Origin of the sequence: Edaphobacter bradus (assembly GCF_025685645.1) — a bacterium.
GTDB lineage: Bacteria > Acidobacteriota > Terriglobia > Terriglobales > Acidobacteriaceae > Edaphobacter > Edaphobacter bradus.
The window spans coordinates 188199-203661 of the sequence record NZ_JAGSYF010000004.1 but is presented as its reverse complement, the minus strand read 5'-3'; the positions used below and the strand labels follow the sequence as shown (position 1 = coordinate 203661).

The following is a 15463-nucleotide window of genomic DNA, read 5'->3' as shown; positions in this document are numbered from 1 at the left end:
TGCGACTAATTATCCTGGTTCGCCGGTTGTGGCTGCGGCTTGCGTTGCGAGGAGGGTTCCTCGTCGTGTACTGTCGGCGCGGGAGGAGCCGGGGTCGCCCCGCCGGGAGTGAGCGAAGACGCAGGCGGCGTCGCCCCAGGCGTGTAACGGTCCGGATGCAGTGTAGGCCGCGGCTTTGGAACCGTCCCTCCGGGAGTTGCCCCTGCGGGCGTCTTGGCGACGTTAGCATCCTGGCCGTTGTTCAGACTCGGCAGCCGCTCTGCGACGATCTGCGACGCGGTCGTACGTGCCGCCGCCTCCGCCGCGGCTTCATCGGCAGCCGTCTTGGCCGCGGCCTGCTCCTGCGCGGTCTTAAGCCCCTGTGCGAGGTCCTTCTGCGACTCCGCCGGAAGATCGGGCTGTGTTCCCGTAATCACCAGAACCTCCTCCAGTTGAAAGAGGTTCACTGCCGGCTTCACGCGAATCAGCGTATACGGCTGATGATCCGGGTCCGGCGTAATCGACTCGATGGTCCCGACTCGCAGCCCCCGCGGAAACACCTGATCGCCTCCCGACGTCAGCACTTGCTCGCCCGGCTTGATCCGCGCATCCGCCGTCAGGTTGTTGATCTGGATCGCCCCGCCGAGACTACCGCGCAGAATCCCCCGGATGCGCGTCGTCTCCAGCAGTACTCCCGCCCCCGATGTGGAATCGTTGATCAGCAGCACCTGCGCGGTCCGAGGAAACACATCCCGCAGCTTACCCACAATCCCATCCGGAGTAATCACTGCCTGGTCCGGCTTCAGTCCGTCCTTCGCTCCCTTGTCGAGATACAGCACCCGCGACATATCCGAGCCGCTGCTCCCGATCACCTGCGCCGCAACAGTCGACGCCACGTAGTGATGCTGGAAGCTCAGCAGCGACTGCAGTCTATGGCCTTGCATGGCGTCCTCGGCCAGCTCTGCCTCCTCCAGCCGCAGTCGCGCCACTTCGTCCGTCAGCTCGCGGTTCTGCTGCCGCGTGCGCCGCAGGTCCACATAGTTCGACCATCCTCCGCGTACGCCATGTCCTATCCCATGAAAAAAGCGCTCAGCAGGCGTCATCACCGCCACGACCCAGTGCCGCAGCAGCGTCACATTGTTGCCGTCAGGCGCGCCAGACTCCACCGGCCGCTTCACCTGAATGGCGAGCGCGATCGTCTGCACCAGCAGCACAACCACCAGCACCAACACGTTCTTGTACCGCGTAAAGAAGGATTCCATGCGCCACTTCTATTATCCCGCGAGAAGGCTCGATTCGCAGCGTGGCAGCCTTGGTGCATCTTTCGCAATTCCCGAAATCCAGCCTGAGCCTCCCACGCCTTCACCGGCAGCCATCTTCCAGGCAGCGCATAATAAAAGGAATGTCTTTCCGCTCTGGCTTCGTCTCCATCATCGGCCGGCCCAACGCCGGCAAATCCACGCTCCTGAACGCCCTCCTCGGGCAGAAGCTCGCCATCGTCACCCACAAGCCCCAGACGACGCGAACCCGCATCCAGGGAGTCCTCGAACTTCCTCTGCGCAAGAAGACGAAGACCGACCCCGGCCATCCCGCCGCGCAGATCGTCCTCGTCGATACCCCCGGCGTCCACAAGCCCACCTCTCAGCTCGACCGCCGCATGATGCAGGAGGTCCACGACGCCCTCGAGTCCCGCGACGCCGTCCTCTTCATCGTCGACGCCACCCACCGCCTTCCCTCGCCGTCCGGCAAGGAGAGCAACGCCCACGCCGCCTCGCGCCGCGCCCTCTCCTCCGCCGAGGACGACTTCGCCCTCGCGCTCGTCAAAAAGCTCGACTGCCCAGTCATCCTCGTCCTCAACAAGATCGACGCTGTCCCCAAAGCTGACCTCCTCCCTCTCATCGCACACTGGTCCTCACTCCACACCTTCGCCGACGTGATCCCCATCTCTGCCCGCAAGAAAGAGGGCCTGGAGCTTCTGCTCGACAAGACCGTCGCGCACCTCCAAGAGGGCCAGCGATACTTCCCCAAGCACCAGCTCACCGACCAGCCCGAGCGCTTCCTCGTCGCCGAGCTCATCCGCGAGAAGATCCTCCTCCTCACCGGCGAAGAGGTCCCCTACGCCACCGCCGTCGTCATCGAAAAGTACGAAGAGCCTGCCTCGCTGAAGAAGACCAGGGACGGCAAGCTCCCCGTCACGAAAATCTCCGCAGCCATCTTCTGCGAGCGCACCGGACAAAAGGCGATTCTGATTGGCAAAGGCGGCGAGATGCTCAAGCGCATCGGCACTGCCTCCCGCAAGGAGATCGAGTCCCTCCTCGGGACTCGCGTCTTCCTCGAGCTCTTCGTCAAAGTCCAGCAGGACTGGCGAAGCTCCCACACCTTCGTCGAAGACCTCGACTGGCGCCGCCAGCTCGAAGAAATCGCCGCCCGCCAGACGGACGAGAAGCAATAAGCTGGTACACTTTCATGCCTGCCCTTGATTTCCTGAACTGCATGCATCGCTGATTGAGCCAAAACCATCTTACCGGGCAGCACCACCCCGCAAGAGCGATTCAGGAGTACCCTGCATGCCCGTCTCCCAGGACGACATCTGCACGTCGCGCCTCGTGCTCATCGCCGTCACCCCCGAACTCATCAGATACGAACAAACCGACCAACGCCGCCTCGCAGAACAGATTCGCTCCACCATCCCCGAGAGCTGGCCGCCTCCCTACTGGGAGACCCACGTCTTCGACTACATGCTCTCCCAGTTCGAGCACTTTCCCGATCAGCTCGGCTGGCCGCGTTACATCGTCCTCAACCATCTCGACGGAACGCGCATCCTCGTCGGCAGCTGTGGAGCCCACTCGCATACCGACCCTCCCGTCGAGTGCGAGATCGGCTACTCCCTGCTCCCAGCCTTCGAAGGACAAGGCATCGCCACCGAAGCAATCAAAGCCTTGATCGAATTCCTTCGCCAGGACCCGCGCATCACCAGCATCACCGCCGATACCATTCCATCCCTGCCCGGCTCCATCCGCGTCATGGAAAAGTGCGGCCTCACCTTCGACGGTCCCGGGCACGAGACAGGAACCGTCCGCTACCGCCTGCGGCTTCTACCCTGAAGCCGCAGTGTCATTCGGAAGCGAAGCAGCAACCCTACTCCTTCACCGTCACACCCAGTGCCTTCATCTTCCGGTAAAGATGGCTCCGCTCCAGCCCAAGCCCTTCCGCCGCGCGGCTCACATTCCCGTGGACCTCATCCAGCTTCTTCAGAATAAAATCCCGCTCGTAAGCCTCACGAGCCTCGACCAGGCTTGAGAACTCCTCGGTCTTCGTGTTGATCTTTCCCGACTCCGTCAGCTTCGGCCCCCGATACACCAGCATCGGCAGGTGCTTGCGCTCGATGCGGTGCACCTTTGGGTTCAGAATCAACACCCGCTCCACCAGGTTGCGCAGTTCGCGAACATTGCCCGGCCAGTGGTATTGCCTGAGCGCACTCAGAGCGTCCTCTGTCATCTCCACATGCGGCCGCCCATACTGCTGGCCAAACTCCGCCAGAAACTCTTTCACCAACAGCGGAATGTCTTCCTTGCGATCGCGCAGCGGAGGAACGTAAAACGGAATCACATTCAGCCGGTAGAAGAGGTCTTCGCGAAAGTTCCCGCGCCCGATCTCCTCCTCCAGATCCTTGTTCGTAGCCGCGATCACCCGCACATCCACATGAATCGGATGGGTCGCGCCTACCGGAAGAATCCTCTGCTCATCCAGAGTGCGCAAGACCTTCGCCTGCGTCTTCAGGCTCATGTCACCCACTTCATCCAGAAACAAAGTCCCGCCATCGGCCCGCTCAAACGTCCCACGCTTCTCGTTAGGCGCATTGGCCCCGGAAGGCGCAGCCCCATGCCGGTACCCAAACAGCTCGCTCTCGATATAGTCCTCGGGAATCGCAGCGCAGTTCAACTCTACAAACGGCCGCTCCTTGCGCAGGCTCGCCGCATGCATCGCGCGCCCGATCAGCTCCTTGCCCGTCCCGCTCTCTCCGAAGATCAGCACGCGCCCGTTCGTCGGAGCCATCAGCTTGATCTGCTGCCTGAGCGCCTTCATCGCTACGCTCTGTCCCGTCACGGTTCCCTTAACCGCGAGCTGACGCATCAACTCCTGGTTGTCCTCGCGCATCTGCCGCGCCTTCATCGCGTTCTTCAGCACAATCAGCGTGCGATCGAGCGACAGCGGCTTCTCCAGAAAGTCATACGCGCCCAGCTTCGTCGCCCGCACCGCGGACTCAATCGTGCCGTGCCCGCTGATGATCACGACCTCGGGCGCATTCGCGGTATCCATCGCGCGAATCTCTCCCAGCGTCTCCAGTCCATCGCGGTCCGGCAGCCAGATATCCAGCAGAACGACGTCGTAAGCTGCATCGCGCACCAGTTCCAGCGCCTCAGTCGCCGTCGCGCTCGTGGTGACGATGTACCCTTCCTCGCGCAGAATCCCTTCCAGAGACTCGCGGATCTCCGCCTCGTCATCGACGATCAGTACATGATTCAAGCCACCCCTCCGCCATCACTCGCACTCATGCCCACCGCGCCCGCTTCCGAATCACTGTCCATCGCGCTCGCCGGGCGCAGCTCGATGATGAACTTCGCTCCTGCCGGAACATTCTTCTCCGCGCGAATCGTCCCCTGGTGCTCCTGAACGATCTTCGCCGCAATCGCCAGCCCCAGCCCGGTGCCTCGCTGCTTCGTCGAGAAGTACGGCAGAAACAGCCGCTCCTTCATTGCATCGGTCAGCCCCGAGCCTGTATCTGCAACCGTCAGCTCCACCATGCCATTGTCCAGCAGGGACGTCTCGATTCGCAGTTCACGTAGCAGGCTGTTCTGCATCGCCTCCGCGGCGTTGTCGATCAGGTTGCCAAGCGCGCGCTTCAGCGCCTCCGGATCGGCCATCACCAGCGGCAGGTTCGTCGCCATCTTCCGCACGATGCGAATGTTCTGAAGCCTGCCCGCGAACATCGCCAGCGAGTTCTCCGCAATCGTGTTCAAATCTGCGGGCCGCGGCCGTGCCGTCGGAAACTCCGCCAGCGCCGAGAACTGGTCCACCAACGCGCGCATCGTCTCCACCGACGAGCTGATCACCTCGCTGCAGCGCCGGATCACCACCGGCGAAGGCGACTCAATCTGATGAAATCCCAGGGTCTCGCTCAGCCGGTCGATATGCCGCCGAATCTGCTCCGCGCTCAACCCGATCGGCGTCAGCGGATTCTTGATCTCGTGCGCAACCCTGCGCGCCACTTCCTTCCACGCCGACTGTTTCTGAGCCCGCAGCAGCTCCGTCGCGTTCTCCAGCACAATCACGTATCCCCTGTGCTCGCGGCGCATGCCTTCGTTGCTCGCCGGAGTCTCAAGCAGCGCCACCGTCGCCAGCAGATTCAACGTCCCGCCAAAGCGGTCGCTGCCGCTCGTCATCTCGATCTCGCTCGAAGCCGAGCCCATCCTGTGACTGCGCCCGATCAGCCGGTCCAACACCTCGGCAAGCTCCACCGGGAACGCCACTTCCATCATCAGCCCCAGAAACGGCCGCTGCCCTCCCGGATCGAGCATCTCGCCCAGCGCGCGATTCGCCAGAATGATCCGCCGATTCTGGTCCAGCGTCGCCACGCCATTCGGAATCGTCTCCAGCATCGTCTCTAGCTCGCTCCGCCGGGCCTCCAGTGCCGTATTCGCCGCGCTCAACTGCACCGTTGACGCTTCCACCGCGCGCCGGCTCCCCTCAAGGTCCGCCGCCATGTGGTTGAAGCTGCGCACCAGCTCGCCCAGTTCCTCCGTCGCGCTCTCCTTCACGCGATGCCCATAGTCTCCCGCCGCAATCGCCTCCATTGCATCGGCCAGCGACTCCACCGGCTTCGTCACCTGCTTGGAGAGATGCAGCGCCAGCCAGCTGGTCGAAAACAGCGCCAGGCCCGTCATCATCAGCAGCAGGAGCATGTACAGATTTCTCAGCTGCCGCCGGCTGCGAAACAGCGTCCAGTAAGCGTCCGCCGCTTTGCGCAGATTGGTCATCGTCTCTGCCATGCCGCGCGGCATCGGCACGCCAACCACGACCGTAACCCCAGGCTTCGCTGTCGCCAGGCCCAGCGCATAATCTGTATCGCCCACGCTGAACACCGGTTCGTCCGAGCGTTGCGCCGTCGTCAGAATCGCAGCGTCAGTCGGCTCGCCCACCACTCGATTGTCATGGGCAGGTGCGGCCGCCCCTTCGCTGTCCTCGCCGGAGTTCGCCTCCGGCAGCCAGCTCTTCACCTGCGTCTTCGTGCCATCGCGCCGCGGCATCTGAAACGACGCCACCTCGCCGCGGTCCTGGTAGACCGCCGCGAATCCCCCCTGCAAAGTAATCTCATGCTGGCGCAGAACCGCCTCGATCCGGTTCCGGTCTTTCTGTGTCACCGGCCCGGCAGCGCCGCCGAAGTCCGGAAAACTCATCGCGATCGACTCGGCCTCTGCCCGCGCGTTCGCCGCCGTATAGCGGGAGAGCTCAAACGCCATCCGGTTGCTTGAGTCGCGCATCTCCGTCACCGGCTGCGAGAACCACCGGTCCACGGCGCGATTCATCAACAGGTAGCTGAAGGCGAACATAAACGCCAGCGGCAGCAGGCTCACCAGCACCGCTCCCCACAGCATCCTCGTCCGCAGCCGCGTCCCCATCACCCGGCTGCGCTGGTCCGCATACAGCTTCAGCACATTGCGGACCAGCAGAACCAGCACGGCTACAAACAGCAGAAACGCTACGACCGAAAGACCCGTGTAGACGAAGATCTCTCCCGTCGTATCCGGATCCAGAAACCGCTTATTGAAAGCGTTCAGCGTGGCGAGAGCGGCGAACACCACAAGCAGGCAAGTTCCCAACGCAATGCTCAGCAACTTCCGCCTGTTCTCGCTCGCTGCCATCTCCGCGCTCCTGGGCTAAACCAGCTCCGCCACGCTCTTCCACTCACGCTTCTGCGCCGCAGCCACAGCGCCGTAGGTCAGCACGCCGTCGTAGGTATTCACGCCCTCAGCGATCCCATTGTCTTCCTTGATCGCCGCCTTCGCGCCTACCTTCGCAATCTTCAGCACATACGGAAACGTAGCATTGGTCAGCGCCAGCGTCGAAGTATTCGGAACTGCCGCCGGCATGTTCGTCACGCAGTAGTGCACCACACCATCCACCTCGTACGACGGATTGCTGTGCGTCGTCGGATGCGCCGTCTCGATGCAACCGCCCTGGTCGATCGCCACGTCCACAATCACCGCGCCCTTCTTCATCTTCGAGACCATCGCCTTGGTCACGATCTTCGGAGCCGCAGCTCCCGGAATCAGCACACCGCCGATCACCAGGTCTGCATCCTTCACCGCGCGCTCGATGTTGTAGCTGTTCGAAGCCAGCGTAAACACACGCCCGTTGAAGATATCGTCCAGCTCGCGCAGACGGTTCAGGTTCAGGTCCACCAGCGTCACCTTCGCGCCCATTCCCAGCGCCATCTTCGCCGCATTGGTGCCCACAATCCCGCCGCCGATGATGCAAACATTCCCCGGAGGAACTCCCGGCACGCCGCCCAGCAGAACGCCCCGGCCGCCACGCTCCTTCTCCAGATATGCCGCACCCACCTGCACGCTCATACGCCCGGCGACCTCGCTCATCGGAGTCAGCAGAGGCAGCGCTCCAAACCGGTCGACCACCGTCTCATAGGCGATGCCGACGACCTTCTTCTTCAGCAGAGCATTCGTCAGCTCCGTCAGCGGAGCAAGGTGCAGGTACGTAAACAACACCAGGCCCTCGCGGAAGTACTTGTACTCCTCCTCGACCGGCTCCTTCACCTTCACGACCATCTCGGCCTTCGCCCAAACGTCATCCGCCGAGGCTACAATCTCCGCTCCGGCCGCCTGATACTCGTCATCCGGCATCGCCGAGAGCGCTCCGGCATTGTGCTCCACCAGAACCTTGTGGCCGGCCTCAACCAGCGCCTTGACTCCGGCTGGGGTTACGCCTACGCGGCTCTCGCGATCCTTTACTTCCTTCGGTACACCAATAATCATTTTTGATTACACTCCGCATCTGATTGTATCTACTTGCCGGACGTTCTTGTGGCACCCTCTCTGCGGGCCTCCGTTTCTCTCAGCTACCCAGACGTCAACCTGACCACTCAGGTTCCCCCTCGCACAATCGCAGGATTTTCTTGGCTCCACAATCCAAACGGTGCTAACCATAAGGTGGCCTTCCGTAAGCGGCTCATTGGGGCGGCCTCTGCCCTCAGGCCTTACAATAGCGGTAATACCTCGTTCATCAGGATTGATCCAGCCGAATGTCTTCCAACAACTTTCAGACGCGTTACTCCCGCATCCACAATATGCGGTCCCTATTCAGCCTTTTTTCGAGCGATCTTGCCATCGACCTCGGCACGGCCAACACCCTCGTCTTTGCCGCGGGCAAGGGCATCATCGTCAACGAGCCCTCCATCATCGCCGTCAACAAGGTCACCAACGAAGTTGAGGCCGTCGGCAAAGAGGCTAAGGAAATGCTCGGCCGGACCCCCGGCAACATCGTCGCCATCAAGCCCATGAAGGACGGCGTCATCGCCGACTTCCGCCACACCGAGAAGATGCTGAACTACTTCATCCAGAAGGCGCACAACCGCAAGATGATGGTGCACCCCCGCATCGTCATCGGCGTGCCCTCTGAGATCACCCAGGTAGAAAAGCGAGCCGTCATGGACTCCGCCTACCGCGCCAAGGCCTCCGAAGTTCACCTCGTTGAACAGGCCATGGTCGCCGCCATCGGCGCCGGCCTTCCCATCACCGAGCCCGGCGGAAACATGGTCGTTGACATCGGTGGAGGCACAACCGACATCGCCGTCATCTCGCTCGCCGGAATCGTCTACTCCCGCTCCGTCCGCATGGCCGGCAACCAGATGGACGAGGCCGTCATCACCTACCTCAAGCGCAAGTACAACCTCCTCATCGGCGAGCGCACCGGCGAGCAGATCAAGATGCAACTCGGCTCCGCCTACCCGCTCGACAAGCCGCTCTCGATGGAGGTCAAGGGCCGCAACCTCATCGAGGGCGTACCCAAGACCATCACTATCGACGACTCCGAGATCCGCGAAGCCCTCTCAGAGTGCATTGCCACAATCATCAACGCCATTCGAGTTGCCCTCGAGCGCACCCCGCCCGAGCTCTCCGCCGACATCTCCGACCGCGGTATCGTCCTCACCGGCGGCGGCGCCCTCATCAAGAACCTCGACCGCCGCATCCGCGAAGAAACCGGCCTGCCCGTCTCGATCGCCGACGACCCCCTGGCCTCCGTCGTCCTCGGAACCGGCAAAATGCTCTCCGACTTCAAACTCCTGCGCAAGATCTCCATCGACTAACCGGATACACGCTTAGACACAAAAGCCCACGCCCAACCAAGCGGCGTGGGCTTCGCTTTTCCGTCGTTACCTTCGCGCACTCTGCGTTCCCTTTGCGTCCTTCGCGTTCGCCTTTGCTTTTCTTGTTGTCATCCCGAATAGCCTGCCCCGAGCGAAGTCGAACGGGGGATCTGCTTTTGCTTTTTACTAACCCGCTGACTCGCAACCCGCTTCCCCCAGATTTCCACAGAAATCCTGTCAAGCCCCCAAACCACCCAACCCAATCAAAACAAACAACTTCCAAGTGGCAGAGTAGTTCCCATCAACCCGCTAAAATAGAAACAGACAGGAAACAGAAAGCCCCGGCCAAATCCGGGGCTCTCTCATTCAATCCAACAACCCGCTTATTTGTAATACTTTACCCATAAGGCATTTGAATTGAATACTTTACAGGGGAAGTCCACGCATAAAGTGCTTGCAATGAATTCTTTACGCAATTCCACACCAGTGGAGGGGACAGCAGTTTAGTACGATGGAAACTTATGCCCACAATCGCCTATCTCGAGTGCTCTCGCTGCCACCACCACGTCTCGGCTGACACCCCGCAGACGCTCTGCCCCGTCTGCGCCGGCTCCCTCTACGTCCACTACGACATGGACCAGCTCAAAAAGACCGCAAAGCGCGACGACATAGCCGCCAGGGCCGCCGCCAGCCCGGCGAGCCTCGGCATGTGGCGCTACTCGAGCGTCCTGCCCAGCGGTGCGCCTGACAATCCGGTCGCCCCGGTCACGCTCGGCGAAGGCTGGACGCCCATGCTCAAGAGCAAGCGTTACTCCAGCCTCTACATTAAGGAAGAAGGAGCCAACCCGACCGGAACCTTCAAGGCCCGCGGCCTCGGCCTCGCCGTCACCATGGCGAAGCACTACGGCCTCAAGCACCTCGCCGTCCCCTCGGCGGGCAACGCCGCCGGAGCCCTCGCCGCCTATGCCGCAGCCGCCGGAATCGCGGCCCACATCTTCATGCCCCAGGACGTTCCCTTCGCCAACTACGTCGAAGGCATCGCCTACGGAGCCGACGTCACCATGGTCGACGGCCTCATCAGCGACTGCGCCCGTATCGTAGGCGAGCGGATCAAGGCCCAGAAGGAAGCGGGCACACCCGCCAGCGAAACCTGGTTCGACATCTCGACCCTCAAAGAGCCCTTCCGCGTCGAGGGCAAGAAAACCATGGGCTACGAGCTAGTCGAACAGCTCGGCTGGACCTACCCCGACGCCGTCTTCTACCCCACCGGCGGAGGCGTAGGCCTCATCGGCATGTGGAAGGCCTTCGAAGAGATGGAAGCCCTCGGCTGGGTCTCTGGCAAACGTCCAAAGATGTACGCCCTCCAAGCCTCCGGCTGCGCTCCCGTCGTCAAAGCCTTCGACGAACACAAGCCCGCCAGCGAGTTCTTCCAGAACGCCGCCACCTTCGCCGCCGGACTCCGCGTCCCCAAGCCCTACGGCGACTACATCATCCTCGACATCCTCGCCCAGTCCGGCGGCAAAGCCATCGCCACCGACGACGAGAAGATACTTGCCAGCATCCTCGACTGGGCGAAACACGAAGGCATCTTCCTTTCACCCGAAGGAGCCGCCGCCACCGCCGCCTACGACCAGCTCCTCGCCTCAGGCGAGCTCAAGCCAACCGACAAGGTCGTCCTCTTCAACACCGGAGCCGGCCTAAAGTACACCGACATGACCGCCGAGGCCATGCACCTCCGCCGACCAGGAACCCTGCCCACAAGCCTCCCCGTAGGAGGAATCATCACGCCGCAGTGACTACAGAATTACTACTAATGGGATGGTCCGCCGCCTTTACCGGGCCAGCAGCTGCGGTATAAGAGGCGCATGGAGAACAGGTCCTCAGGTGGCGGCGTTTCATCTCATTGAGCCGTCATCGAAGGTGGAATTCAACGCCTTTCGCGCACCACCGTGACAGTAGTTTGGGTAAGATACATTGGATGATCAAGGCAATGAAAACACTACCCAACGTTGGACTGCTGTTTGTATTGACCGCAAACGTAGTGTTTTCTCAACAGAGAAGTGCACCGCCAAAGGTCTATGTTAGTAAGGGGGCATGTCCGTTTGAGTGTTGCGTATATCGAAATTGGACGGCCCTGCGACCTCTGAGTTTACTGGATCAGCCAGGAGGGCGTTCTATTGCTCGGATCGGCGATGGAGAACAAGTCTCAGCTATTACTGGAGAAGTCCATACAAAGCCTCTGCGCTTTCAACTTACGGAAAATGGTCCGTACGCTGATAGTGTTCCCGGTAAGCGTCAGATGATTCCTGCAGGTTCTATCGTGTATCTCTTGCATCCGGTCGGAGAGGGATATTGGCTGGTATGGTTTAAGGGAAAAGCCATCGAAATTGATCCCGCTTATGGTGGACCACCCCCTTCGTATCAATGGTGGGCAAAGGTCAAGACGTGCACCGGCCAGATTGGTTGGGTGCTGATGTCAGCCGAGGATTTGGCCTTTAATAATGTCGACGCATGTAGCTGAATGACTCAGTCCCCCAATTTTTCTGGGGATCTTCGTCATTCAGATCAGAGACGAATAGGACTGACGTCCAGACCCGTGAAACGAGTTTCGTAACAGTCTCGTCCGTCCCGCAAAAAGGTCTAAAATCGCTCCCCACAGGAGGGGCCTCTTATGAAAACCGTAGGAACGGTTGAAAGCCTGTGGCGTTACCCTGTCAAGAGCATGCGCGGCCAACAGCTGGAGAGCGCCTTTGCGGGCTTCTCCGGCATCTACGGCGATCGCATCTACGCCTTCCACGACGATGGAGCCCCCGCAGGATTTCCCTATCTCACCGGCCGCGAACGGGAACACATGCTCCTCTTCCAGCCTCGGTTTCGCAACCCCGACCGGGCGACGAAGCCCGAAAATCAAAACGAGGCAGAGGCACTCGCCCCCGGCGTCACTCCCGTCTATGCCAGCCCGGACGATCTCACTGTGGATGTCCAGACACCCGATGGGACCACCATCGCCATCGATGACCCAGCTCTCCTTCATCTGTTGAGCAAGGGCCTCCGCGAACGCCATCACCTTCGCCTCATGCGCTCGGACCGCTCCCTCACCGACTGCCGCCCGCTCTCGCTCTTCTCCCTCCAAACCGTCGAGCGGCTTGGCGATGAGCTGGGCATTCCGCTCGACAAGCGCCGCTTCCGCGCCAATCTCTACCTCGACCTCGGCAGCAGCGAAGGCTTCACCGAAGATCAGTTCGTCGGCCACACCCTCAGCATCGGCGACAAGGTCATGCTCGCTATCGTGGACCGGGACCCACGCTGCAAGATGATCACCCTCGACCCCGACACCGTCGAGCCCAACCCGGAGGTTATGAAACGGGTCGCTCGAGAGCACGAGGGGAAGGCCGGAATCTACGCCGCGGTTCTGGTTGAGGGCACGATTCGCCCCGGCGACGAGATCCGTCTCGTCAACTGAAATCGAACTTTTCGGCAGGATAAGACCCCCAGCTCTCCAATCACCGCAACCCAACGCGAGAGGCCGAAATTTGCGCCCGCCCAAATTTTCACAGGAAAAAGCCTCAGAAACCTCAGCAAATCTCGCTGTCAAGTCCCCAAAGGGCCTATCTGAATCAAAAAGAAAGGCTTATAGAGTGCCGATTTACCCCACTCGATCCGATAGAATAAGAACATCAATCGAAGGCAGAAGCCCCGGACTCCGGGGCTTTCTTTTTGTGACTTCCACAAGCCTGGGCACATCGAAGTACCAGGCTAAGTTTTCTGTTTCGAATACTTTGCGCAAAAGGTAGGGGGGGAGGTACCGCAGCCATGACCGTCCGCCAGCAAATCCGGCCCGTCCTCACCCTAGCCCTTCCCCTCATCGCAGCCGAGCTGGGCTGGATGTCCATGGGCATCGTCGACACCGTCATGGTTGGGCACATGCAGAACCCCGCGCTCTCCATCTCGGCTGCTGCGCTCGGACAGGTCCTCTACAACACGCTCGCCTTCGGCATCGCCGGAGTCCTGCTTAGCCTTGACACCTACCTCTCGCAGTCACACGGAGCGGGCCGCTACGACGAGGCCAACCGCTGGCTTTATCACGGCCTCATCCTCGCCGCCGTGCTCGCCGCCGTGTTGTACAGCATCATCGCCGCCGCGCCGCTATTCATGACGCGCCTGCCGATCGACGCGCGGGTACTCACCGGGGCGAAGGCCTTCCTGCGCTCCCTCAACTGGGGAACGCCAACGCTCTTCCTCTACTTCACCCTGCGGCGCTACCTGCAGGCCTTCAACCACGTTCGCCCGATCGCTGCTGCGCTCATCACCGCGAACCTCTGCAACGTCGTCGGCAACTGGCTCCTCATCTACGGCCACTCCTGGGGACCAATCCACATCCCCGCGCTCGGCGTCACGGGCGCGGGCCTCGCAACTTCCATCTCGCGCGTCTACCTTGCGCTTTTCCTTGTCGTTGCGATCTGGCGCGTTGAGCACAGCCACAACTATGGACTTCGCTCCATGTTGCGCCACATCGAGAGCTCGCGCCTCAGCCGCCTCGCGTTCCTCGGAGCGCCCGCCGGAGCCCAAATCTTCGTCGAGATCTCCATCTTCGGCCTGGTGACGTATCTCATCGGAACCATGGGACCGCTGCCGCTCGCCGGTCACGAGATCGCGCTCAACTGCGCCAGCTTCACCTTCATGGTCCCCTTCGCCATCTCGGCTGCAGCGGCTGTTCGTGTCGGCCAGGCTATCGGCCGCCAGACACCGGACGAAGCCGCAGCAGCGGGCTGGGCCGCGATCCTACTGGGCGCCTCGTGCATGGCCACGTTCTCCGCGGTGCTCTTCCTCGTGCCGCACACCATCGCCCGTGCCTTTACGCCGGACCAGTCAGTCATCGCCGCAGCCGTTCCGCTGCTGCTCGTCGCCGCCGCCTTCCAGTTTTTCGACGGCCTGCAGATCACTGCCACCGGAGCGCTGCGCGGCGCGGGCAACACACACGCCGGACTCATCGTCCAGATCATCGGCTACTGGCTCATCGGCCTGCCCGTGGGATACATCCTCGGCTTCCGCTCCCACCACGGAGCCGTCGGACTATGGCTTGGCCTCTGCGCCGGGCTGATCGTCGCAGGCACAGCCCTCACGACAATCTGGAGCCGCACAACAAAGTCTCTCGCGTCGAAGAGCCTCGTCGCTTAGTTCAGGTGACAGGAAGCTGCTCGCGTACCTTGGTCTTCGAGCGCGTCGTGAGCGTAATGGCCGCGGCAAGAATGAGCGCGCCGCCAACCCGGGCCGTCGGGCCGAGGTGCTCGCCGAGCACTAAGACGCCAAGCAGGCTGCCGATCAGCGGCTCCATGTTGAGCAACACTCCGGCCTGCGACGCAGGAACGCGTGTCATTCCCCAGTTCCACAGCAGCGTCGTCGTGGCAGTGCAGAGAATGCCGCTCGCCGCAAGCGCCAGCCACGCCTTGTGCGAGACGTGTTCAACTGGAGGCATTCCGTAGCGCACAGGAACCCAGACCACCAGCATCAATGTTCCGAGCAGAATGCCATACGCCGTAACGACGACAGGGGAGTGACGCTCCATGAGCTGCTTGTTGAAGAGGATCCAGAAAAGTGCGATCGCGAGCGAAAAAACAATAAGCAGATCGCCCTTGAGCGTGGCCTGCCCCGCTCCTGCGAGGTGCGTGCCGCCAAGCGCGATCATCGCCGCGCCAGTCGTTGAAGCCGCCAGCGCGAGCCAGCCAGTCGTATCCATCCGCTCATGCGCGAACAGTGTTGCGCCGACGGCGAGGATGACCGGCATCGTGCCGACCATCAACGCCGCGTGACTGACCGTAGTCAGCGAAAGGCCGTAGAACTGGAAGAGAAACTGCAGCGGCACACCGAGAAACGACGCCGCCGCCAGCACTCCCCACTCGCGCCGGTTGAGTCCCGGCCGATGCGTCACCAGGAGCGGTACGAGCACGATCATGGCGAAGAGAAAACGGTAGAGGACCATGTGGGCGAAGCTCATCTCGGCGAGCGCGATCTTGCCGAAGAAGAAGCCGCACCCCCACAGCGAGCTTGCCAGCGCGCAAGCGGCAAAGCCAAGAGCACGCTGGTTCGAATGGGCAGCCATAC

12 protein-coding genes are annotated in these 15463 nt (G+C 61.6%); 7 read left to right on the top strand and 5 right to left on the bottom strand.

Features of this window, described 5'->3' with window-relative positions; genetic code table 11:
• Positions 1-5: 5 nt before the first annotated feature.
• Entirely contained in the window at positions 6-1241 is a 1236-nt protein-coding gene (mreC, locus tag OHL16_RS15830) for a rod shape-determining protein MreC (RefSeq protein ID WP_263368153.1), read from the bottom strand.
• A gap of 140 nt (positions 1242-1381) precedes the next feature.
• Between mreC and era the strand changes: the two genes are divergently transcribed.
• Positions 1382-2431 (top strand): GTPase Era, encoded by a 1050-nt coding sequence (gene era, locus OHL16_RS15825; RefSeq protein ID WP_263368152.1) that lies wholly within the window; start codon positions 1382-1384, stop codon positions 2429-2431.
• 115 nt (positions 2432-2546) lie between these two features.
• Positions 2547-3083, top strand: a complete 537-nt coding sequence (locus OHL16_RS15820) for a GNAT family N-acetyltransferase (protein ID WP_263368151.1) — start codon at positions 2547-2549, stop codon at positions 3081-3083.
• A 34-nt stretch (positions 3084-3117) separates the two neighbouring features.
• On the opposite strand, the gene OHL16_RS15815 is transcribed toward OHL16_RS15820, so the two are convergent.
• The 3 genes from OHL16_RS15815 to ald are packed head-to-tail and all read right to left on the bottom strand — an operon-like array spanning position 3118 to position 8030.
• Positions 3118-4506 carry a sigma-54-dependent transcriptional regulator gene (locus OHL16_RS15815; protein ID WP_263368150.1) on the bottom strand — a complete coding sequence of 463 codons (1389 nt, stop codon included), beginning with the start codon at positions 4504-4506 and terminating at the stop codon, positions 3118-3120.
• Positions 4503-6902, bottom strand: coding sequence for a sensor histidine kinase (locus OHL16_RS15810; RefSeq protein WP_263368149.1), 2400 nt, complete (start codon positions 6900-6902; stop codon positions 4503-4505). The genes OHL16_RS15815 and OHL16_RS15810 overlap by 4 nt, the downstream gene beginning before the upstream one ends.
• A gap of 15 nt (positions 6903-6917) precedes the next feature.
• The gene (gene ald / locus OHL16_RS15805) at positions 6918-8030 is read right to left on the bottom strand and encodes an alanine dehydrogenase (protein WP_263368148.1); all 1113 of its coding nucleotides are present in this window, start codon (positions 8028-8030) and stop codon (positions 6918-6920) included.
• 266 nt (positions 8031-8296) lie between these two features.
• On the opposite strand from ald, the gene OHL16_RS15800 reads away from it, so the two are divergent.
• The 5 genes from OHL16_RS15800 to OHL16_RS15780 all read left to right on the top strand — a co-directional run bounded on the left by OHL16_RS15800 (position 8297) and on the right by OHL16_RS15780 (position 14539).
• Positions 8297-9361: a rod shape-determining protein gene (locus OHL16_RS15800; RefSeq protein WP_317891077.1), complete on the top strand. Its 1065-nt coding sequence runs from the start codon at positions 8297-8299 to the stop codon at positions 9359-9361.
• A gap of 521 nt (positions 9362-9882) precedes the next feature.
• A complete protein-coding gene (locus OHL16_RS15795) occupies positions 9883-11157 on the top strand; it encodes a threonine synthase (RefSeq protein ID WP_263368147.1) in 1275 nt (424 codons plus the stop codon).
• A 182-nt stretch (positions 11158-11339) separates the two neighbouring features.
• Positions 11340-11882 (top strand): hypothetical protein, encoded by a 543-nt coding sequence (locus OHL16_RS15790; protein WP_263368146.1) that lies wholly within the window; start codon positions 11340-11342, stop codon positions 11880-11882.
• 150 nt (positions 11883-12032) lie between these two features.
• Positions 12033-12824, top strand: coding sequence for an MOSC domain-containing protein (locus OHL16_RS15785; RefSeq protein WP_263368145.1), 792 nt, complete (start codon positions 12033-12035; stop codon positions 12822-12824).
• 350 nt (positions 12825-13174) lie between these two features.
• The gene (locus OHL16_RS15780; RefSeq protein WP_263368144.1) at positions 13175-14539 is read left to right on the top strand and encodes an MATE family efflux transporter; all 1365 of its coding nucleotides are present in this window, start codon (positions 13175-13177) and stop codon (positions 14537-14539) included.
• Position 14540: 1 nt separating this feature from the next.
• Here OHL16_RS15780 and OHL16_RS15775 read toward each other — a convergent pair whose 3' ends face one another.
• Positions 14541-15461 (bottom strand): DMT family transporter, encoded by a 921-nt coding sequence (locus OHL16_RS15775; RefSeq protein ID WP_263368143.1) that lies wholly within the window; start codon positions 15459-15461, stop codon positions 14541-14543.
• Positions 15462-15463 lie beyond the last annotated feature (2 nt).

Excerpts from the sequence above, each read along its gene's own strand:
- mreC (WP_263368153.1), bottom strand. The coding sequence starts at position 1,241 with ATGGAATCCTTCTTTACGCGGTACAAGAACGTGTTGGTGCTGGTGGTT.
- era (WP_263368152.1), top strand. The coding sequence starts at position 1,382 with ATGTCTTTCCGCTCTGGCTTCGTCTCCATCATCGGCCGGCCCAACGCC.
- OHL16_RS15820 (WP_263368151.1), top strand. The coding sequence starts at position 2,547 with ATGCCCGTCTCCCAGGACGACATCTGCACGTCGCGCCTCGTGCTCATC.
- OHL16_RS15810 (WP_263368149.1), bottom strand. The coding sequence starts at position 6,902 with ATGGCAGCGAGCGAGAACAGGCGGAAGTTGCTGAGCATTGCGTTGGGA.
- ald (WP_263368148.1), bottom strand. The coding sequence starts at position 8,030 with ATGATTATTGGTGTACCGAAGGAAGTAAAGGATCGCGAGAGCCGCGTA.
- OHL16_RS15800 (WP_317891077.1), top strand. The coding sequence starts at position 8,297 with ATGTCTTCCAACAACTTTCAGACGCGTTACTCCCGCATCCACAATATG.
- OHL16_RS15795 (WP_263368147.1), top strand. The coding sequence starts at position 9,883 with ATGCCCACAATCGCCTATCTCGAGTGCTCTCGCTGCCACCACCACGTC.
- OHL16_RS15790 (WP_263368146.1), top strand. The coding sequence starts at position 11,340 with ATGATCAAGGCAATGAAAACACTACCCAACGTTGGACTGCTGTTTGTA.
- OHL16_RS15785 (WP_263368145.1), top strand. The coding sequence starts at position 12,033 with ATGAAAACCGTAGGAACGGTTGAAAGCCTGTGGCGTTACCCTGTCAAG.
- OHL16_RS15780 (WP_263368144.1), top strand. The coding sequence starts at position 13,175 with ATGACCGTCCGCCAGCAAATCCGGCCCGTCCTCACCCTAGCCCTTCCC.
- OHL16_RS15775 (WP_263368143.1), bottom strand. The coding sequence starts at position 15,461 with ATGGCTGCCCATTCGAACCAGCGTGCTCTTGGCTTTGCCGCTTGCGCG.